Raw genomic sequence first — 21,324 nt, forward strand, 5'->3', positions numbered from 1 at the left:
CGCGCGCTGCCGGTGTTTCGGAAAGGGAAGAGGCGCATGATGCGCCGGGAAGGGCCTGAAGAGCGGCATCCGCCCAAGGCCTCATGCTGTGCTGCATTGCACCATGAGATGACTTAGCAGCCAAAAATTTGAAGAAATATTTAATTAGTGGAAGCTTTATCACGCCAGCCGGCGGAATAACCTCTCGGGGATTTTTAATTCCCCAAATGGTTGCTGATGGCCTTTAAAAATACAGCGCGGACGCGATTGTTTGACATTTGTCATCCAACCCGCAGGTCAGTTGCCGCGCAATTGGAAGTCCGGGAAGTTGGTCGGAGCGGGCAAGGCAGACGCGCGTGAGGGGGCCGCCGCATCGGTACTCGAAATTTCCTTCGTAGCCGCAGTGGTGGTCGTCATGTCTATACCGCCGGGCGTCGCAGCGGTTTCCTGCGTGTGCGCCGTTGGCTCCACGTCGTCATAGGTGGCGATTGCGGTGCCAGACGCTTCCTTCGGCATCCATGCCGGATTGGTGCTGACAAATGTCACGGGCGCGCCGCCGAGCCATGCTTCCGTGCGCACCAGCGTCTGCTTGCCATCCACTTCCCGCATTTCCGTGTGCTGGGTCCCGGGTTCTATGGAAGGAATGCTGTAAACCTGCGCCGCGGTTTTCTCCTTGACCTGCTGGCAGCCGGCGCAGTCGCGACGGATGAAGCTGCCATTGGTGGTATGAACACCGTTGATATACTCGATGGAAGACGCCATGGCAGACCCGCCGGTCAGCACGACAATCGCTGTCAGAAGAAGACGCCGCATCGAAAAAGCCCCCAAATAACGGCGCCGCCTCGTGATACGGGCAAAGTGCGCCATTCCATGTTTGGGCAAGTATTACCGGCGTTTCGTTTCCATCGGGTCAGCAAACTTGGTAAAAATTGAACGAAATATTCGTTGCCGGCCCGTTTGATCTAAAAATCAGACCTTTTCGCGCGCCACAGCCTGCCAGCCGATATCGCGCCGGCAAAAGCCGTTTTCCCACTCCACCCTGTCCGCCAGCGCATAGGCGTGGGCCTGCGCCTCCGTCACGGTCTTTCCAAGGGCGGTAACGTTCAGCACGCGGCCACCCGTAGCCACCAGCCTGTCGTCCTTCAACGCAGTCCCGGCATGGAACACCTTCGCTTCTTCGCTCGCTTCAGGAATATGCGCGATCGGCGTGTTCTTGTCGTATGCGCCGGGGTAACCCTTGGAAGCCAGGACGACGGTCAGCGCAGCCTCGTCCCGCCATTCCGCGTCAACCCTGTCCAGTGTGCCAGTGGCCGTGGCGTAGAGGATGGGCAGCAGATCACTTTTCAGGCGCATCATCAGCACCTGGCATTCTGGATCGCCGAAGCGCACGTTGTATTCGATGAGTTCCGGGCCTTTGGCGGTAATCATCAGTCCAGCAAAGAACACGCCGGAGAAGGGATTACCGTCTTTCGCCATGCCCGAGATCGTCGGCTCGATGATTTCTTTCATGGTGCGCTCCACCATGGTCGCGGTCATTACGGGGGCGGGCGAATAGGCGCCCATGCCGCCGGTGTTCGGGCCGGTATCGCCATCGCCGACACGCTTGTGATCCTGCGCGGTGGCGAGCGCCAGCGCGGTCTTGCCGTCGGAAAGGCAGAAGAAGCTCGCTTCCTCGCCATCGAGGAAGGCCTCCACCACCACTTCGGCGCCGGCCGCGCCGAAAGCGCCGTCGAAACAGTCGTCAATCGCGGCAAGCGCTTCCGCTTCCGTCATGGCCACGGTCACGCCCTTGCCGGCGGCAAGCCCGTCGGCCTTGATGACGATGGGCGCACCCTGTGCGCGGACATAGTCCTTGGCCGGCTCTGCGGATTTGAAACGCTGGTAAGCGCCGGTCGGAATATCGTAGCGCGCGCAGAGATCCTTCGTGAAACCCTTGGAACCCTCCAGCTGGGCTGCCGCTTTCGATGGCCCGAAAGTGGCGATGCCGGCGGCACGCAGGTCATCCGCCAGACCGGCGACCAGCGGTGCTTCCGGGCCGATGACGACGAAGTCGATTGCCTTTTCTTTTGCAAAGGCGATGACGGCAGCATGATCTTCCACGTTCAGCTCCACTAGCGTCGCATGGTCGGCGATGCCGGGATTGCCGGGGGCGGCGTAGAGCGCATCAAGCAGGGGGGACTGGGCGATTTTCCACGCCAGCGCATGTTCGCGTCCGCCGGAACCGATCAACAGAACTTTCATGGTCAATACCCCTGCAAATTCGCCAGTAACCTTGTGTCAGCGGCGTTAAGGGCAGGGGGGCGAAAGGTCAAGACGAATATGTGGCGATTGCCGCGCATGGAGCCTGCGAATAGAGGCTGCAAATCCCTCCTCCGTCATGCCGGACTTGATCCGGCATCCAGCCACGGCGCGTCTGCGCCGTGAAAGAGTCTTAAGCGATCAAGGACTTGATCGCACTGGACCCCGGATCAAGTCCGGGGTGACGGTGTGCGGATGGTGCCGTTCTGCATCAGAAATCGCTTTTCGAGACGCCGCGGTCACTACGATGAATTGCCTGTCTTTCCCCTGAAGTCAGCCTTTCCTGTGGAATCGTTGTCGCCTCTTGTTGTCACGCCACAATCAGACATTATGGTCGCCGCTCCAGATATGACAGCAGAGACCCATATGACCGCAGACAACGCCCGCCTCGCCACGCTCATCGCCTCCGAAATCAACGCCCGCCCCGATCAGGTAAAGGCGGCGGTGACCCTGCTGGACGAGGGCGCGACCGTTCCCTTCATCGCCAGATACCGCAAGGAAGTGACGGGAGGGCTTGACGATACCCAGCTGCGCACGCTTTCCGAACGCCTTGTCTATCTGCGCGAACTCAATGCCCGTCGCTCTTCCATCGTCGATTCCATCAGCGGGCAGGGAAAGATGACCGATGAGCTGATGGTCAAGATCATGCAGGCGGGCACCAAGGCCGAGCTGGAAGACCTCTACCTGCCCTATAAGCCGAAGCGCCGCACCCGTGCCGAAATCGCCCGCGAAAGGGGTCTCGGGCCGCTTGCCGAAGCCATATGGGAAAACCGCGCCGCCGATCCGGCGAAACTGGCGGAGGCCTATGTGCAGGGAGAGGTGGCCGATGTGAAGGCGGCGCTCGAGGGCGCGCGAGACATCGTGGCTGAAACCATGACGGAAAATGCCGATCTGCTTGGCCGCCTGCGCGATTACATGCGCCAGAACGCCACCTTCCGCGCCAAGGTGGTGGATGGCAAACAGGCGGCGGGCGAGAAGTTTTCCGATTATTTCGACCATTCCGAACGCTGGGCGGCGGTGCCGGGCCACCGGGCGCTTGCCATGCTGCGCGGCTGGAACGAGGAAATTCTGACATTGACGATCGATGTCGATGCAGACGATCCCGCACCGGTGAAGCCGGCGCAGCGCACCATCGCCGCCGCCTTCGATATCCGCAATGCTGGCCCCGCCGATCAATGGCTGATGGAGGTCGCCGGCTGGACCTGGCGCGTGAAACTCTCCATGTCGCTATCGCTCGACCTGATGCGCGAGTTGCGTGAGCGGGCGGAAGAAGAGGCGATCAATGTCTTCGCACGGAACCTCAAGGATCTCCTGCTGGCCGCCCCCGCCGGATCGCGCGCCACCATGGGTCTCGATCCGGGCATCCGCACCGGCGTCAAGGTGGCCGTGGTCGATGGCACCGGCAAGCTGCTGGACACCTCGACGGTTTATCCCTTCCAGCCGAAGAACGACGTGCGCGGCGCGCAGGCGGAACTCGCCTTGCTCATTCGCAAGCACAATGTCGAGCTGATCGCCATCGGCAATGGCACCGGCAGCCGCGAGACGGAAAAGCTGGTGGCCGATCTTCTGGCCCAGATGCCGGCTTCCGCTTCAGGTACAAAGCCCACCAAGGTAATCGTGTCGGAGGCGGGCGCATCCGTCTATTCCGCTTCGGAACGGGCGGCGGCTGAATTCCCCAATCTCGATGTATCGCTGCGCGGCGCGGTCTCGATCGCCCGCCGCCTTCAGGACCCGCTGGCGGAACTGGTGAAGATCGAGCCGAAATCTATCGGCGTCGGTCAATACCAGCACGATGTCGATCAGGGCCGCCTCAGCCGCTCGCTCGATGCTGTCGTGGAAGATGCCGTGAATGCCGTCGGCGTAGACCTCAACACGGCCTCGTCGCCGCTTCTGGCGCGGGTTTCCGGTCTCGGTGCCTCGATTGCCGATGCCATCGTTGCCCATCGCGATCAGACCGGTCCATTCGCGAGCCGCAAGGAATTGCTCAAAGTGCCGCGCCTCGGCCAGCGCACCTTCGAACAATGCGCGGGCTTCCTGCGCATTCCAAACGGCAAGGAGCCGCTGGATGCTTCGTCCGTTCACCCGGAAGCCTATGGCGTGGCGAAGAAGATCGTCGCCGCCTGCGGCCGCGATCTGCGCTCGCTGATGGGCGATAGCGCCACCTTGAAGTCGCTGGACCCTAAGAAGTTCATCGATGAGCAGTTCGGCCTGCCGACCGTCAAGGACATCATCGCCGAACTGGAAAAGCCCGGCCGTGACCCGCGCCCGAGCTTCAAGACCGCGACCTTTGCCGAGGGTGTGGACGAGATCACCGATCTGAAACCCGGCATGTTGCTGGAAGGCACCGTTACCAATGTGGCTGCCTTCGGCGCTTTCGTGGATATCGGCGTGCATCAGGACGGGCTGGTGCATGTCTCGCAGCTCGCCGACCGTTTCGTCAAAGACCCGCATGAGGTCGTCAAGGCGGGTGATGTCGTCAAGGTGCGAGTCGTTGAAGTGGATGTGAAGCGCAAGCGCATCGGGCTGACCATGCGTAAGGATGGTGGTGAGGCTGCGCCGCAGCCGATGCGGGAGAAGGGCAATACCAACGCCATGCGCCACGCGACATCCAAGCCCAAAGATCGCAACGAGGGGTCGCAATCCGGTGGTGCACTGGCAGCTGCCCTGGCTGAAGCCATGAAGCGGCGCTGACCTGCGGTTGAAATGATTTTTCTGAGTAAAGCCCTGCCATACACCTCGGCAGGGCTTTTTGCTTGATGAAATCGTTCAATTTTTTTGAAATAAGACTATCTTGCAACTTATGCCGAAAGGAATACGGTCAGCAAAATTGATAAGTGAGACTTAGCAATTGGGGGTGCCATGGCGTCGTCTCTGCATGTTCTTCTCGAAAAGATAATCAAGAACGGTGATCTGACCGTCAACAGCCCCGGCGGCAGCCGCACATTCGGCAATGGTGCCGGAAAGAAGGTGGTTCTCAACTTCACCGACGAAGCCGCCATGCAGGAGATTGCCGCCGATCCGGCGCTCAAGCTTGCTGAAATGTACATGGAAGGCCGTGTGAAGGTCGCGGAAGGCGACATTTATGATTTTCTGGCGCTGGTCAAAAGCAATACGCTGAGCGAAGCCCTGTCCTTCGGCATGATCTGGCGTGGCATGGCTCGCATCATCGCCGCCCGCATCAAGATGCATCTGCCGGTCAATCACAACAAGAGCAACGTCGCCCACCATTATGATCTGAGCGCAAAGCTGTTTGACCTCTTTCTCGATGAGGACTGGCAATATTCCTGCGCCTATTTCAATCCGCCCGGCATCAGCCTCTATGAGGCGCAGGTCGCGAAAAAGCGGCACATCGCCGCCAAGCTGATGACCGAGCCGGGCCAGAGTGTTCTGGAAATAGGCTCCGGCTGGGGCGGCATGGCCATGTATATCGCCGAGAGCGCCGGAGCCGATGTCACCGGCATCACGCTTAGCGAGGAACAGCTGCGCGTTTCCCGCGACCGAGCCGCAAAACGCGGTCTTGCCGGCAATGTCCGCTTCGAGTTGCAGGATTACCGTTATCTGCCTGCCTCGAAAAAATACGACCGCATCGTCTCCGTCGGCATGTTCGAACATGTCGGGCCGACCCATTATCGCGACTATTTCGAGAAGGTGGCGGAGGTGCTTGATGACAAGGGCGTGATGGTGCTGCATTCCATCGGTCAGCCCTATCCGGCACTGGCGACCAACCCCTTCATCGAAAAATATATTTTCCCCGGCGGCTATATCCCATCGCTCGCGGAAGTGTTGCCGGCCCTCGAGAAGTCGCGGCTGCTGGTAAAGGATATCGAAATTCTGCCCATGCATTATGCCCATACGCTTCGCCACTGGCGGGAACGTTTCGTGGCACGCAGGGCAGAAGCGATCGCGCTTTACGATGAGCGCTTCTTCCGCATGTGGGAGTTTTATCTGGCGGGGTCGGAAATGGCCTTCACCCATGAAAACTTCCACATCTTCCAGATCCAGATCGCCAAGGACCGCGATGCCGTGCCGCATAATCGCGACTACATTGCGCAGAACGAGGCAAAGCTGCTGGAGTTTGAGAAGACCCGGGCGCCGCTGGAGAAAGTGACATTCTGACGACGGTGTGGGCGACGAGTGACCGAATTGCGGAGAGTATTGACAAGCGTCTCCGCAATCTCGGCGTCACCCTCGGGCTTGTTCCGAAGATCTATCCACGTTGCGTAAAGTCCTTCGGTCGCAGATGCTCGGGACAGGCCCGAGCATGACGAACGAGAGGTTTGGCGCCGTGTCGTGAGCCTCGCAGTGGTGTCTGCTTCTTAACGCACTGGTTAATCGAATGGAAAGACAATCCCTCTAATTCTACGGACACCTGTCTGTATTGCGTTTCTGGGGTTCTTTCATGTTCAAGCCATCAGCGGCCGTTGCCGCCTGTGTTGTATCGCTTTTTGCCGTGGGCAATGCCCATGCGGATGGCTGGTTTTCCGGCGACTGGTATCTGAAACTCGGCGGCGCGGGTTTCACTGCGCCGAAATATCAGGGCGATAACAAGAATGAATTCGGCTTTTCGCCCATCATTTCCCTCGGCCGTCAGGGGCAGGGCGCCCGTTTCACCTCCCGGAACGACAGCGCCTCGATCTCGCTTCTGGATAACGGCCCGATCAGCATGGGTCTCGCCGGCCGCCTGATTTCTCCACGTGATGAGGGTGATTCTGCCGATCTGAAGGGCATGACGCGTATCAAGCGCGGCGGCGAGCTTGGTGGTTTTGCCGAGGCTTATCCGACCGACTGGCTGCGCGTTCGCGGCGAAGTTCGTCAGGGCATCCGCAGCCACAGCGGCGTGGTCGGCGATGTCGCTGTCGATGCCTTCACCGATATCGCCCCCGGCATCCAGATTTCGGCCGGCCCGCGCGCCACGTGGGTGAGCAGCAAATACAATGAACGTTATTACGGTGTGAGTGCGGCACAGGCGGCCGCCGGCGCGCCATCGCCCTATAGCCCGGGCGGCGGCCTGCATTCGGCCGGTATCGGCGCCGCCATCACCTGGAAAGTCACCGAAAATGCCGAAGTCGGCTCCTTTGCGGAATATCGCCGCCTGACCGGCGATGCCGCGGACAGTTCGCTCGTGCGCGAGCGCGGTTCGAAGAACCAGTTCATCATCGGGGTTCAGGCGAGCTACAAATTCAATTTCTCCCTGCCCTGACACGAGTGGAGATATGCTCCTGAAAAGCCCCGCCGCGAACCGCTGCGGGGCTTTTCTGCGTGTACGGTCGGCTGCTGAAATCCATTCCGATTTTGCGGCTGATGCTGTAGAACCATCCCATGGTTCACCACAGCGATTTGTCAGACCGCGTCTCCGACGCGCCATCCAATAACTGGGTCTATCGGATTTTGCCGAGGCCCCTCTGGCCCTATGCGCAGCTGGCCCGGTGGGATCGACCCATCGGCTGGCAATTGCTGATGTGGCCATGCTTCTGGTCCGCAGCCCTCGCGGCCAACGCGGCGGTGTCGACCGGCGGCTTTTCCTGGGGCACGCTGCTCTGGCACCTAGTGCTGTTCTTCATCGGATCGGTGGCGATGCGCGGCGCGGGCTGCACCTATAATGATCTGGCCGACCACAAGATCGACATGGCAGTGGCGCGCACCCGCTCGCGACCGCTGCCGTCGGGCCGGGTGAGCCGCGGACAGGCCAAGGTCTTCATCGTCCTGCAGGCGCTTGCCGGGCTGGTCGTCCTCCTGCAGTTCAACAGTTTCGCAATCGCAACCGGTATGTTCTCGCTGTTCTTCGTGGCGATCTATCCCTTCGCCAAGCGCTTCACCAACTGGCCGCAATTTTTCCTCGGTCTTGCCTTTTCCTGGGGCGCGTTGATGGGCTGGGCGGGGCAGTTCGGATCGATTGCCTGGCCGGCTGTCCTGCTTTATGTCGGCTCCATCGCCTGGACGATCGGTTATGATACAATCTACGCCCACCAGGACAAGGAAGACGACACGGCCGTAGGTATCGGTTCTACCGCCCTCCTGTTTGGAGAAAACACACATCGCTGGCTGGTTTTCCTTTATGGCACAGCCCTTGCCATGATGTTCCTGTCGTTCTGGACGGCGGGTGTTAACGTCATTGCTTATAGCGGACTTGCCGCCGCGGCTCTCATGCTGTTCCGGCAGGTATGGGTGCTTGATATCGATGACGTTGACCAGTGTCTCGTGCTGTTCAAATCCAACAACCGCGTCGGCGTGCTGATTTTCGCAGGGCTCATTCTGCCGCTGCTGCTGGTGTAAGCTGCTGGAATAGCGAATACGAAAAAGCCCGGTCGCGTCATCCGCGCCGGGCTTTTTGTGTTCTGGATTGAAGAAGATCAGTTGCGGGCGATGATTTCCTTGCCCTCGATCTTCATGCTCATGCCGAGCGAACCGGTGGAACGGCGAACGAGGAAGCGCGGGCGGCGCTCCGCGAAATAGGAATGGCGGCGGCGCGGACGGGTATTCTGGGTGCGCACCTTGCCGAGATGTTCTTCCAGCGGACGGGCGACGCCATCGGCTTCCACCATCAGCATGGGAATGCGGTAGGCCTCGGACCAGCTGCGCCAGTCGGCGGCGATATCGCACAGATCGTGGGCGACGAGAAGCGGAACGCAAAGATCCGGATCGTCGTGATGCAGCTCGAGAGTCACCGTCACCTGCCCGTCCCCATGGTCGATGGCGCGGGCGGCAACACCCTTGAAGGCGCGGGCAGGCAGGGCGAAGGACAGAGGCAGGCCGGAAGAGGACAGAACCTTTCTCAGAACGGCGCCCCGTTCATCGAGGGTGACGGCGACATCGGTCGCGCCATTGCCTTTTCCATAGGTGACCTGTTGCGGAAAACGTGCCGGGTCTAACCTGAGAGTGGCGACGGCCCAGTCGGGCTTCAGAACGGTCTTGGTCATGTTTATTCTACCCTTGTTTTACCTGAGAGCCGGTTTCCGGTCTTCTCATCGGGACTTTTCGTCCTCTGATGTCAGGAGAATATCCGCCGCCTGTTCGAGACTGCTTAAAAATCGCGGTTAAGAAAACTTTGCATTCCCAAATGGTTAGCAAAACACACTGTGGCATGGTTTCGCTTGGGTAAAGGAGATCGGGAGAATGCGGTTTTTATCCCGGTCGAAATTGTGCTCTTTCAAGCTCCGGGCAAGGCGCGTCCTGCATAGTCGCGTCGGGCCCTGCCGCGCTTCCGGATGGAGGCATGGCAGGGCGGATTCAAAGCGGAGTTTCGACGTCCCACGGGGACAAGCGAGGCTCCAGGGGGCATTCGGATGGTATCGACTTATCTCAGCTACGACCTCATCAACCGCGATATGAAGACAAGCATTTCGCGCGTGTCGCAGCAGGCAATCACCGAGCGTCAGACGAAATATTACAAGGAAAACATCGGCAATGTGAAAAGCGTCGATGAATTCCTCGATAACTATCAGCTCTATTCCTATGCCATGGATGCCTTCGGCCTCGGCGAGATGACCTATGCCAAGGCTTTCATGAAAAAGGTGCTGGAGAGCGACCTGAACGACCAGAACAGCTTCGCCAACAAGCTGACCGACGAGCGGTATCGGGAGTTCGCCGCTGCCTTCAATTTCACGGCGTCGACAAAGACGGTTCAGACGGAGGCACAGCTCGACAAGATGATCGGGCTCTACGGGACGTCGATCACCGACATGGATGACAGCCTTGCCGAAGAGACCCGCTATTACAAGGCGATCATCGGCACGGTCACCAACGTTGATCAGCTGCTCCAGAACGACAGGGCCCGCGCCTATATATTTCAGGTCTTCAGCATCGATGAGAAGACCTATACCTATTCCCATATCCGGGGATTGATGACGAGCGACATCGCCGATCCCGACAGCTACCTCAATCAGAAATTTGGCGCTGCCTATAATGATGCGGTCGAAAAGCTGACCATGAAAGGTAATATCGAACTGCACGCGGAGGTCACGGCGCGGATCGCCGCAATCGACACTTCGCTCGCGGGAACGGAACTGACAGACGAGCAGCGCACGGCGCTCGAGGCGGAAAAAGTTACCAGGCAGGACCAGCTGACGCAGCTCGAAGCCGTGTTGCCACCCAAGAGCGAGTGGGAAGCGAAGCTTGCCGCGATCACCGCAGAACAGACGACGCTTTCAAATGCCGTTACCCAATATAACAAGATGGCACAGCTCGCCGCCGCCTTCGAATTCAAAAACGATGGCACCGTTGCCGCCGGCGGGGCGCAGAAAGCTGACAATATCAAGGTGATGACGGATGCCTACATCAGCAGCGCACCGCGCGTGACGCCGACGGTCGCCACGCTGAACCGCGACTATTTCGAATCGAAGATCGGTTCGATCAAGACCGTGGACGAACTGCTCTCGGATACGCGTCTCCTCAACTATATCAAGGTTGCCTTTGACCTTAACGACCTGACGATCGTGACGGCGACGATCGAGAACATCCTGACCAGCGACCTGAACGACCCGAACAATTACATCGCGACTTTCGGCAAGAACGACAAGCGCTACCTCGCCATGAGGAACGCGTTCAATTTCAAGACGGACGGAACGCTTGCCGACGGCACCACGCCGCAGACGACGCTGCAGACCGCGACCACGACAAGCGGCTACATGACCCATTACGGCGAAAAGGATGACGCCGCCGACGAGAAGGCGCTGACCTTATTCAAGAGTGACATTAGAAGCGTCACGTCCGTCAAGGATTTCCTCGACAGCAGCGCAGTCTATAATTATGCGCTGAAGGCCGTCGGCCTCGATCCGGCCAAGGTGAATGCGGCGGATATCCGCAAGGTCCTCACCAGCGACCTTCAGGACAAAAAGAGCTACGTCTATACGCTGAAAGACGAGCGATATGTCAAACTGGCGGAGCTTTTCAACTTCGCACCGGACGGAAGTCTGGGCTCCCCGGTGCTGGCACAGTCGGAAATCGAGATGCAGACCATGTCGGCTGACTACATCAAGAAGAAGTCGGCTTTCGGCACTGAGAAAGACAAGGAAACCGCCAAGAAGGAGGCGGAATATTTCACGGGCGAGATGCAGAAGATCAAGACGCTCAAGGATTTTCTGAGCAATGATCGTCTTACGGAATTCGCGATGGAATCGCTTGGCATCGATCCCAAAACTGTGACGAAGGAACAGCTGCAGAAGATGTTCTCGTCGAAACTGGAAGATGGCGAAAGCTATCTCAACAAGGAAATGGACCCGGTCTTCCGCCGTCTCGTCACCGCCTTCAACTTCGATTCTGACGGCAATATCCTTCACGAAGACCGCAGCCTGATCCAGACACGGCGCGGTCTCTACGAGACACTGGACAATTATCTGACCCAGACCCTGGAGACGCAGGCGGGCGAAGAGAATGCCGGCGTCCGTCTGGCGCTTTATTTCAAGCGCATCGCGGCAGGCACGACGTCCTATTATTCCATTCTTGCCGATACCGCGATCCAGAGTTTCATCAACACCACCTTCGGCATTCCTGACGAACTCGGCAATGCCCCGGTCGATACGCAGGTGGCGATGATGAAGAAATATTTCGACATCAAGGATTTTCAGGACCCGGAAAAGGTAAAGAAGCTCGTCGCGCGTTTTACCGTCATGTATGACAACGCGCAGAACACCACAGATCCCATCATGATGCTGTTCAATGGCAGCGGCTCTGCGGGAATCAGCGGCGATACGCTGCTGGCGGTAGCGACGCTGCGCGCGCGATAGGCGCGTTCAGACCGGCTTGTCAGCAGGGCGCGCTCGGCGATCCGCCGCCGGATTACCAGCCCGGCAGCATATGCCCGGCGCGCAGGCGCGGCATCTTCGGATAGGTCTTCACATCGCTGTCCATCTCGTCGACCACGCTCATCGGTGAGATATTGTCGAGGCAGGCGGTGATATGGTCGGTGATGGCATTCACCAGCGATGGGGAAAGGCCCGGTCGTTTCATCAGGCCGATCTGCACCGGCGGCAGCGGCGGGAAGCCGTCTGCGGCGGTCAGAACCTTCATGCCGGTGCGCAGCGTCGATTCCGGCAGCACCGAAACAGCCATGCCCGCCAGCACGGCGGCGGCAACGACGGTTGAAGACCAGCTGGTAAAAAGCACCTGGTAATCGCGCCCGTCGGCATCGAGCGCCGAACAGGCGAGCTGGCGCCAGTGGCAGTCACGTCGTCCGACGGCGAGGGGCACCGGGGCATCGTCCTTCAGCGGATGGTTGGCGGAAGCGACCCAGCACAGCGGTTCGGTGCGCACCACATCCGACGAGCGGGCCCGCGGATTGTGGGTGACGAGAGCGATATCCAGTTCGCCGCGCGCCATTTTTTCCGCAAGGCTAACCGACGGCTCGCAGACGATGTAAAGCTCGACATTCGGATGAGTCTTCGCGAAACGCCCGATGATCTCGGGCATGTAACGGTCGGCATAGTCATCGGGCGTGCCGATGCGCAGCGTGCCCTCCAGCCGGTTGTCATCGAAGGCGGCGATCGCCTCGTTATTGAGGCGGATGATGCGGCGGGCATAGTTCATCAGCTTTTCGCCTTCCGCCGTCAGGCGGTTGCCCCGCCCGTCCTTGGCGAAGAGCTGTTTGCCGATGCGTTCTTCCAGCCGTCGCATCTGCATCGAGACGGCGGACTGTGTCTTGAAAACGCGATCTGCGGCCTTGGTGAAGCTGCCCGTATCGACGATGGCGATGAAGGTGTGCAGCTGGTCTATGTCGAGAGGTGCGGACATGGATGGTCATCCATCAGAATGATTGATGTCTTACATTAGAAACATTCGTTGGACTGATCAATAGTCTTGCGACATTTTGACACCAAGCAAATCAATCTCAACCCCGGGCCGGCGAAACGTCAGGCCCCCAACCCGAGGCAGCTTCTCGCGCGTGGTGCGCCGGGGGCGGTGCCGCATCGTGCCGTTACGAAAGGATAAGTGTCATGCGCACGGCAGAACGGAGAATGGAACTGGAACTTGCAACAGCACGGCCGAACGATACGTTCCGCCGCGTCGCTTTCCGCGTCAAGACCTTCGTGCAGCGCATCTACAATCGTATCGTGGCGAATGGCCTCACCGAGCTGGATGATCGTCTTCTCGCCGATATCGGCCTGGCAAGATCGGACGTCAGCGACGCCCTCAACACGGGCCTGCTGGAAGATCCCACCGCTCATCTGACCCGCGCGGCACGTCGACGGGCCGTAACACGGTTCAAGACCCTTTGAAATAGCGCCATCCGGCAGGCCTCCAGCTGCCGGAGAGGCCCTCCAGCCGAAAGGTTTCCCCGCAGGGTGATTTGCCAATAGCCCTGCCTTTGCCCGGTGTCAGGCCCCCTCGGCCGCACCGGGCTTTTTTTATGTCTGCGATTGGCGCTCTCGCGAAACCCGAAGCGGTTCCGCTGGTTTTAATACTGGTATTCCTCGAACACAGGAAGAACCGAGCCGCCCCAGCGGCCATTGTAAAGCGCCAGCAAGTCTTCGGCGAGTGTCGTTTTCTTCGCCAAAACCTCGTCCAGCGAGGACAGGAATACGGTCTCGTCCTGACCTTCGCCATTCAGCCGGTTGCGGTTTTTCAGTCCGGTGCGGGAAATATCGAGCACTTCGCGCGCGATACCGAGAAGCGGCTTGCCGGCGATTTCGGCATTCAGTCCCTTGGCCGGAACCGCATCACGAAGGGCGATGACCTCGTCGAAGCTCCAGGCCGCCGTCAGTGCGTCGGCAGCGTCCAGCGCTTGCCGATCGTAGAGAAGGCCGACCCAGAAGGCTGGCAGGGCGCATATGCGTCTCCACGGACCGCCGTCGGCGCCGCGCATTTCCAGAAAACGCTTCAGGCGCACATCGGGGAACAGGGTGGAGAGATGGTTCGTCCAGTCGCCCATGGTCGGTTCAGATGCGGCGATTTCGCCCTTGAGCGCACCATTCATGAACTGACGGAAGGTGACATGGGTGCAATCATGGTATTTGCCGTCGCGCACGATGAAATACATCGGCACGTCGAGCGCCCATTCCACATAGTCCTTGAACCCGAAATCCTCGTTGAAGGTGAAGGGCAAGACGCCCGAGCGGCGATTGTCAGTATCGCGCCAGATATCGCCGCGCCACGAGAGAAGACCGTTCGGCTTGCCCTCCGTAAAGGGCGACGAGGCGAAAAGCGCCGTTGCCAGAGACTGCAGCTTCATGGAAACGCGCATCTTCTGGCGCATGTCGGCTTCGGATGAAAAGTCGAGATTAACCTGAATGGTGCAGGTGCGGTACATCATGTCGAGACCCTTGGTCCCGACTTTCGGCATGTAGCGCGTCATGATCGCGTAGCGCGATTTCGGCATGCGCGGCGTTTCGTCAAAGGTCCACAGCGGGCTGCCGCCGATGCCCAGGAAACGGATGCCCATCGGCTCTGCCACTTCGCGCAGCGTCGCCAGATGCTGGTTGGATTCCTTGCAGGTCTGGTGCAGGTTCTCAAGCGGCGCGCCCGAAAGTTCGAACTGCCCGCCCGGTTCGATGGAGATGGCACCCATGCCGTGTTGTTCGCCGAGGCCGATAATGTTTTCACCGTCCATTATCGGGTCCCAGCCGAGCTTCTCCTGCATGCCCTTCAAAAGTGCGGAAATGCTGGCATCGCCGAAATAAGGAACCGGCCGGTTGTCCTCGCGGAAAAAGGCGAATTTTTCGTGCTCGGTGCCGATACGGAAATCGGCTTCAGCTTTGTTACCGCCCGCCAGATAATCTGTAAGCTCCGTAACGGAGGAAAGGGGGGTCTGGTCGGTCGTGTCGCGTGCCATGGCTTACCTTGTTATGACGTCTCTGTTGCGGCGAGGCATATGATTGGCAGATAGGGCCGTATCGTAGCTGGAGGCAAATGAATTTCTTTTAAAGATGAATGAAGAGCAACGGAGCATTCAGTTCCAGTCGCCGATCGTGGCCTGAATGACCGCCAGTGCGGCAACCGCAGCCGTATCTGCCCTCAGAATGCGCGGCCCGAGCGGAATGGGGGTGACGAAGTCGAGGCTGCGCAGAAGCTCCCTTTCTTCCTCCGAAAATCCACCTTCCGGACCGACCAGCAATGCGATTTTGCGTTCCTTCACTGCCTGCAGGATCGGCAGCGGATTTTGCCCCGTGTCGCCTTCGTCGCAATAGATGATGCGCCTGTCGTGGGGCCAGGTGTCCAGCATGTCCTTCAGTTTCACCGGCTCGGCCACCTCGGGCAGGGACAGTATGCCGCACTGCTCGGCGGCTTCGATGGCGTTGGCGCGCAATTTTTCGGTGTTGTGAATCTTGCCTTGGACATGCTGTGTCATCACCGGCTGCAACAGGCCGGCCCCCATCTCCACCGCCTTCTGCACCAGGTAATCCATGCGCCCGACTTTCAGCGGCGCGAAAAGATAATGCAGGTCCGCGGGGTTTGGCTGAGGCCGCGTCTGTTCGAGGGGGACGAGCACGATCTTCTTGCGGCTCGGAAAGGCAAGTTTCGCTCTCCACTCGCCGTCGCGACCGTTGAACAGCAGGATTTCCGCACCATCGGTCATGCGCAGCACATTGGCGAGATAGTTGAACTGTTCGGCGGTCGCCTCCAGCGCGACGCCTTCGGCAAGGCTGGCTTCGATATACAGGCGTTGCATCCGGAAATTGGCGCGCATGGGATTTTTCGGCTTTAGAGAAAGAGGAAGGACATGAACCAGTAGAGCAGCGCCGCGAGCGCTGCACTGGAGGGAACGGTGACCAGCCAGGCGGCGATGATCGTCATGAAGTGGGAGCGGCGGACAAGATATCGGCGGCGTATCTCCGAAGGATTGTCGGCATATTTGTCAGACCGGCGGGGTCGGCCGTCACCAACCTGGACCAGATCCTCTCGCCTGCGGGACGATTGCGTGTACCATTCGCGGAAAAAGCCGACGCCGAACACCGCGCCGATCGCCGTATGGGTGGTGCTGACTGGCAGGCCGAAACGCGAGGCGACGAGAACGGTGAGCGCAGTTGCCACCGAAACGCAGAAGGCGCGCATCGGGTTGAGCTTGGTGATCTGCTCACCGACGAGGCGGATGAGGCGCGGGCCATAAAGAAGGATACCGCAGGAGAGCCCGAAGGCGCCGACCAGCATCACCCACAGCGGCGCACGTGCAGAGGTGCTCACCGCCTCGTCATGCAGGGCCCGCACGATGGCAACGACAGGGCCAATGGCGTTCGAAACGTCATTAGCCCCATGCGCGAAGGACATCAGGCCGGCGGCGAGAACGAGCGGCCACTGGAACAGGATGCGAAGCGACTGGTTGCGGTTTTCCAGTCCTTCCGACTGCTTGCGGATGATCGGCACGCCAAGCCGCCAGACGACAAGCCCGGTCACCAGCCCAATCAGGCTGGCGTGGCCAAGCGACACATGCATGAGCTGCCGCAACCCGACCCAGATGAGATAAGCCGTGAAAACACCCGCCATCAAACCGATGAGGACCGGCACCCACCGCTGCGCCGCGCCAATCTTGTCCTCACGGTAAATGATGAATTCCTTGATGAAAGCAAGGATGATGATGGCTATGGCGGCGCTGATGAAAGGCGCGAGGACCCATGCGAAGGCGATGCTGCCGAGCGACAGCCAGTCCACCGCTTTTGCTCCGTAGGCGGCCATGCCCGCGCCCGCGACTCCGCCCACGACCGTATGAGTGGTTGAAATCGGTGCTCTGGTCCAGGTCGAGATATTGACGAGAAGGCCGGCGGCGAGAAGCGCAGACAGCATTGCCCAGGAGAAAACGGTTCTGTCGGGAATGGTCTCGATGTTGATGATGCCGCTGGAAATGGTTTCGACGACATTGCCGCCGGTGATCAGCGCCCCCGCAATCTCGCAGATCGCGGCGATGATGAGCGCGACGGCAAGCGGCATCGCCTTGGCGCCGACCGCGGGGCCGACATTGTTCGTCACGTCATTGGCGCCGATATTGATTGCCATATAGGCGCCGATGGCGACGGCGGCGATGATGATGACGGCGCCCGAAGTGCCCACGACAAAAGCACCGGCGAAGACCGCCGCCAAAACGACGAACATGAAGCCGGCGCCAAGGCCCGCAAGCTGCTGTGTGACATGCAGCGTCGCTTCTTCGACACGGGTAATCTTGTCGAGATCCTTGTCGAGCGTCGGCTTCATGTTTGATGGCGGCTTCAATGCCATTCAGACCTCGTTTGCCAGCATTCCCTTTCGTCCGGCAGTGTCGCAGGTTGAAGGCAATTTACAGAAAGACTGTTACATCTCGTACATCTTTCCAAAAGGAAAGACGATAAAAGCCGTGTTGGAAAAACAAACTGCAAATTGCCACACCTGGGGCGGCCGCACTATTTTGAATGCGTCATCCGTTTGTCGAAAGCGAGCATCAGCGCTTTCAGTTCCGGCTCGTTGACCCGCCTGGTCGCCTCCTGGGGGCTGACCCATTCCAGTCGCCTGGATTCCTTTTCAGGAAAGCTATCCTGCATTTCGGAAACTTCGAGCAGATGCACCTGAACCCTGCATGGCACATTGATGCCGCTGTTCAGTTTTTTCTCGTATTCGTAGTAACCGAAGGGGGCCTTCTCCACCGTGCCCTTGACGCCTGCTTCCTCATAGGCTTCCTGCTCGGCTACCGCATGGGCCTTTTTATGCGCCATGGGCCAGCCTTTGGGAATGACCCATCGTCCCGTGTCCCTGCTTGTCAGCAGCAGCACTTCAGGCCCCGGATTTTTCTTGGAGAACCGATAGCACAGCGCCGCATATTGCTGCCGCGGCGGTCTGCGCAACATCAAGCCAACATCTGTCGCCAATCGATTCAAAATCTTCAATCCGAATAGGTCCTTCTTTGCCTGCCTATGATAATTGCTAATATAGATATCCCGTAAATTCCGCCAATCCCCCAACCTCCATAACCCACTACTGTCTTCACGCTGATGAAGCCTGCGGAAAAGATGATGCGGCAGATTTGCGAACAAAGTTTCGACCGGGTGGTTCCCCGGCCGAACAGCCCGATTGCGGTCTCACGGATGCGTCCTGTTCACACCGTTCGCAACCAAAGCATCGATAACGGAACGCTTCAGGCGGGGCGCAGTCCCCAATAGCGCAGGCCCTCAACCACGCCGTCCGCTTCGGACGCGCCCGAGCGGAAATAACGGCTGTCGAGATCAGCCAGCGATACAAGCTCCGGCAGGGCATTGCCGACAATGACGCCACGAATGTCCGTCAACTCGAACATCGCCCGATCATTGCCAGTATCGCCTGCGACCACTGATTCGTCGAGGCCGATACACAATTGTCCACATAACCATGCGAGCGCCGCGCCCTTGTCGGCGGCCTTCGGTAATATATCCAGATCGCGCCCGCTGGAATAGACGATCCGGGCTTCGATATCGGCCCTGATCAGCGCAGCCTCGATATCGGCCAGTGTCGCTTCATCTGCGTCATGCAGGAACCAGCTGGACTTGAGGCCATGCTGGTAACGCTCCTCCTGCATCGTCACGCCCGGAACAGCGCTCATTACATCGGCAATTTTCTTTGGGTCGAATCCGGTGCCGAGGGAATGTGTGTAGGCGCTCTCCAGGTCGCTGCGCTCCTTGGCATGCAGCATGGTGCCGACCCCGCCGATGATGTAATCGGGCCGGGGCAGCGGCACTTCTTCCAGAAGGGCGAGTTGGTCATCCACCAGCCTGCCGCTGTTGAACACCAGAACCGGACGGCGATCGTCCGGCAATGACTGCCAGAAATCCCGGAACCGCCGCGTGGCGTCATTATCGCCCACGACGGTGCCGTCGAGATCCGTTGAAAAAAGGCGAAGCGGTCTCAATCGCCGTCATTCCATGGTTCGGCCCAGTCGGCTTCCTCGAGGACCGGCATCATGGTCCTGCCTTCCACCACGGCCAGAAGCTGCTGAGCAATCCCGGTCCATGTGAAGAGGCTGCGCGCCTTATGCGCGCCCATGCGGGAGAGGCGCCCATAGAGTCGCTCGTGCTTGAACGGCTTCATCATGGTGATGCCAAGATCCTCCTTGTCGAAGGGATCGGCGAATAACGCATGGCGACCATAGCTGACGGCTCGGAACAATCCGCCGTGAATGGTAACAACGGTCGGCGTGCCGCTTGCCATCGCCTCGATGGCCGTCATGCCGAAGGGCTCGTAGCGGCTGGACAGCACGAAGAGATCGGCCGCGCGATAGATGTCGGGCAGGTCTTCATCCGCGACATAGCCGGAGAATACCACCTTCTCCTCCAGTCCGAGCGATTTCACCCGCTCCTTGAGCTGGTTGAGGATGGTGGTTTCCTGCTCGTCCATGTTCTCGCCGCCCACGGCAAGATGCAGGCGGGCCTCCGGCTCGCGCTCGGCAAGAACCGAAAAGCCGTCGATCAGCAGGTCATAGCCCTTGTTGGTAGCAAGTCGTCCGAGCGCCAGCACCACCTTGCCTTCAAATCCGAAACGCTGGCGTATCATCTGCCGTGTCGCATCCGATACCGGGAAAAAGCGGTTGTCGTCATAACCCGGCGGAATCATGTGGATGTGCTTGCGCTTTTGCCCGTAGTCTTCAATGAGGACGTCGAGCTGCACCGGCGTGGTGGCGATCACCATGTCGCAGCTGCGGTAGATGATGAGTTCGTGCTGGATGCGTTCCTTGAAATTGAATTCCAGTTCGAACGTATCGGCCTTTTCCGGATAGTCGGTTTCCATCTGGCGTTTTTTCCAGATGCCCAGCGAATGCGGCGTATGCAGATGCGGGATTTTCAGCGCCTCGGAAAGCCGCTGACCGGCGACGCCTGCGTCCCAGTAATGGCTGTTGATGAAGGAGTAGTTGAGATCGTTTTTCTTGATGAAACGCAGGGCGTTTTCGCACCATTCCATCAGGTGGCGGTGCAGATATTCCTTGGGAATGAAGTCACGCCCGCCGCAGGGAATGCGCACCACGCGGACGCGCTCATCGACCTCGTCGAATTCCGGCTGGTCTTCGAAGCGGCGCGTATAAAGATCGACGGTATAACCGAGTTGGCCGAGTTTGCGTGCAAGCTCAAGCACATAAACCACCTGCCCCCCGGTATCAGCCGCGCCCAGTGGCGGATGCGCGGCGACATAGCCATGCGTCGATATGAGAGCTATCCGCGGATAGCGTTCAGTTTCGCTCGTGGTTGTCATGGGTCCCATCTTGGTAAATTTTTCCAATTAACCCGATAAAAAGACCAAAGAGCACAAAAGGTTCCATCAAAACCTGAATAAAATGGATTGCGTATTTCGCCTGAGGGCGTTTTTAACTACTCCGCTGCTGCTGCCGCAAACGGGAAATCCGGTCCCATTCCCGCGCCTGATGCGCCCTGGATGTCGTCTCAACGATGAAGTCGATGTGGGCCTCTGCCGCCGCCCGTGCCGATGCCGGATCGCCGGCGACGATGGCGTCGTAAATGGCGACATGCTGTCTCAGCACCTCGTCATGGGCGCCTGCGATACTGAAGATGATGTGGCGATTATAAAAGATGTCGTCGCTCAACAGCCGGTAGCAGGAGCGCAGCGTGTGCATAAGGACGATGTTGTGCGCCGCTTCGCCGATGGCGTTGTGAAACTCCACATCCCCCGCCAGTTCCTCTTCGAAGCGGCCTGCCTCGTGCGCATCGCGCATCCGCTCGACAATGGCGGCAAGGTTGCGCCTGTCCGGTTCTGTCGCCCGCTGCGCGGCAAGTTCGGCGGTCATGCCTTCAATATAACGGCGATATTCGAGAAAATCCCGCGTCGCCCGGCTGTGGCGGGTGATCAGCGCGCTCAAGGGATCGGAAAAGACCGGCCCGACAATATCGGCGACATAGGTGCCGCCGCCATGCCGGCTCACGAGAAGTCCGCGGGTTTCGAGTTCTTTCAGCGCTTCGCGCAGGATAGGTCGCGAGACGTCGAGGCGCTGCGCCAGTTCGCGCTCGCCGGGTAGACGGTCGCCATCGCGCAATATGCCGTCGAGGATTAGTTCTTCGAAACGTAAGATCACCTCCTGCGATGTGCGGCTGTGCTCGATGCGCGCAAAAAGCGTTTCGTCCATCGCAGAAGTCCCCGGCGAAATCCGCCCGTGTTTGATATCGTATAAAGTATCAG

Annotated in this window: 17 protein-coding genes; 6 read left to right on the forward strand and 11 right to left on the reverse strand. The window is 59.2% G+C overall.

The genetic code is table 11. From position 1 onward, the window contains the following. Positions 1-276: 276 nt before the first annotated feature. Both K7A42_RS05345 and purD read right to left on the reverse strand, forming a co-directional pair. A complete protein-coding gene (locus K7A42_RS05345) occupies positions 277-792 on the reverse strand; it encodes a plant virulence effector HPE1-like domain-containing protein (protein ID WP_184285244.1) in 516 nt (171 codons plus the stop codon). Between the two features lie 156 nt (positions 793-948). Beyond that, positions 949-2,220 carry a phosphoribosylamine--glycine ligase gene (purD, locus tag K7A42_RS05350; protein ID WP_184285245.1) on the reverse strand — a complete coding sequence of 424 codons (1,272 nt, stop codon included), beginning with the start codon at positions 2,218-2,220 and terminating at the stop codon, positions 949-951. A gap of 423 nt (positions 2,221-2,643) precedes the next feature. On the opposite strand from purD, the gene K7A42_RS05355 reads away from it, so the two are divergent. The 4 genes from K7A42_RS05355 (at position 2,644) to ubiA (ending at position 8,550) form a co-directional block, all read left to right on the forward strand. Beyond that, a complete protein-coding gene (locus K7A42_RS05355; protein WP_282454928.1) occupies positions 2,644-4,968 on the forward strand; it encodes a Tex family protein in 2,325 nt (774 codons plus the stop codon). A gap of 168 nt (positions 4,969-5,136) precedes the next feature. Next, positions 5,137-6,393 carry an SAM-dependent methyltransferase gene (locus tag K7A42_RS05360; RefSeq protein WP_037090848.1) on the forward strand — a complete coding sequence of 419 codons (1,257 nt, stop codon included), beginning with the start codon at positions 5,137-5,139 and terminating at the stop codon, positions 6,391-6,393. A 283-nt stretch (positions 6,394-6,676) separates the two neighbouring features. Then, positions 6,677-7,477 carry a MipA/OmpV family protein gene (locus tag K7A42_RS05365; protein WP_112553586.1) on the forward strand — a complete coding sequence of 267 codons (801 nt, stop codon included), beginning with the start codon at positions 6,677-6,679 and terminating at the stop codon, positions 7,475-7,477. A 119-nt stretch (positions 7,478-7,596) separates the two neighbouring features. After that, entirely contained in the window at positions 7,597-8,550 is a 954-nt protein-coding gene (ubiA, locus tag K7A42_RS05370) for a 4-hydroxybenzoate octaprenyltransferase (RefSeq protein ID WP_060942504.1), read from the forward strand. 77 nt (positions 8,551-8,627) lie between these two features. Here the strand turns inward: ubiA and K7A42_RS05375 are convergent, their stop codons facing one another. Next, on the reverse strand, positions 8,628-9,194 hold the full coding sequence (locus K7A42_RS05375; protein WP_004440141.1) for a DUF6101 family protein: 567 nt from the start codon (positions 9,192-9,194) through the stop codon (positions 8,628-8,630). 366 nt (positions 9,195-9,560) lie between these two features. Here K7A42_RS05375 and K7A42_RS05380 point away from each other — a divergent pair, with 366 nt between their 5' ends. Further along, positions 9,561-11,999: a DUF1217 domain-containing protein gene (locus K7A42_RS05380; protein ID WP_282454929.1), complete on the forward strand. Its 2,439-nt coding sequence runs from the start codon at positions 9,561-9,563 to the stop codon at positions 11,997-11,999. A 52-nt stretch (positions 12,000-12,051) separates the two neighbouring features. Here K7A42_RS05380 and K7A42_RS05385 read toward each other — a convergent pair whose 3' ends face one another. Next, positions 12,052-13,002, reverse strand: coding sequence for a LysR substrate-binding domain-containing protein (locus tag K7A42_RS05385; protein WP_282454930.1), 951 nt, complete (start codon positions 13,000-13,002; stop codon positions 12,052-12,054). A gap of 203 nt (positions 13,003-13,205) precedes the next feature. On the opposite strand from K7A42_RS05385, the gene K7A42_RS05390 reads away from it, so the two are divergent. Next, a complete protein-coding gene (locus K7A42_RS05390; protein WP_004440146.1) occupies positions 13,206-13,487 on the forward strand; it encodes a DUF1127 domain-containing protein in 282 nt (93 codons plus the stop codon). Positions 13,488-13,666: 179 nt separating this feature from the next. On the opposite strand, the gene K7A42_RS05395 is transcribed toward K7A42_RS05390, so the two are convergent. From K7A42_RS05395 to K7A42_RS05425, 7 genes are all read right to left on the reverse strand, one after another. Then, positions 13,667-15,040 (reverse strand): glutamate--cysteine ligase, encoded by a 1,374-nt coding sequence (locus K7A42_RS05395; RefSeq protein ID WP_282454931.1) that lies wholly within the window; start codon positions 15,038-15,040, stop codon positions 13,667-13,669. Positions 15,041-15,157: 117 nt separating this feature from the next. Continuing rightward, on the reverse strand, positions 15,158-15,895 hold the full coding sequence (locus K7A42_RS05400) for a 16S rRNA (uracil(1498)-N(3))-methyltransferase (RefSeq protein ID WP_282454932.1): 738 nt from the start codon (positions 15,893-15,895) through the stop codon (positions 15,158-15,160). A 14-nt stretch (positions 15,896-15,909) separates the two neighbouring features. Next, entirely contained in the window at positions 15,910-17,415 is a 1,506-nt protein-coding gene (locus K7A42_RS05405) for an inorganic phosphate transporter (protein WP_282454933.1), read from the reverse strand. A 161-nt stretch (positions 17,416-17,576) separates the two neighbouring features. Further along, a complete protein-coding gene (locus tag K7A42_RS05410; RefSeq protein ID WP_034495984.1) occupies positions 17,577-18,017 on the reverse strand; it encodes an NUDIX hydrolase in 441 nt (146 codons plus the stop codon). Between the two features lie 287 nt (positions 18,018-18,304). Then, entirely contained in the window at positions 18,305-19,051 is a 747-nt protein-coding gene (locus K7A42_RS05415) for an HAD-IIB family hydrolase (protein ID WP_282454934.1), read from the reverse strand. Continuing rightward, the gene (locus K7A42_RS05420) at positions 19,048-20,394 is read right to left on the reverse strand and encodes a glycosyltransferase family 4 protein (RefSeq protein WP_004440158.1); all 1,347 of its coding nucleotides are present in this window, start codon (positions 20,392-20,394) and stop codon (positions 19,048-19,050) included. The genes K7A42_RS05415 and K7A42_RS05420 overlap by 4 nt, the downstream gene beginning before the upstream one ends. 103 nt (positions 20,395-20,497) lie before the next feature. Beyond that, positions 20,498-21,271 carry a FadR/GntR family transcriptional regulator gene (locus K7A42_RS05425; protein WP_072494011.1) on the reverse strand — a complete coding sequence of 258 codons (774 nt, stop codon included), beginning with the start codon at positions 21,269-21,271 and terminating at the stop codon, positions 20,498-20,500. Positions 21,272-21,324 lie beyond the last annotated feature (53 nt).

Source organism: Agrobacterium sp. InxBP2, assembly GCF_026191755.1.
In the GTDB taxonomy this organism is placed as follows: domain Bacteria; phylum Pseudomonadota; class Alphaproteobacteria; order Rhizobiales; family Rhizobiaceae; genus Agrobacterium; species Agrobacterium pusense.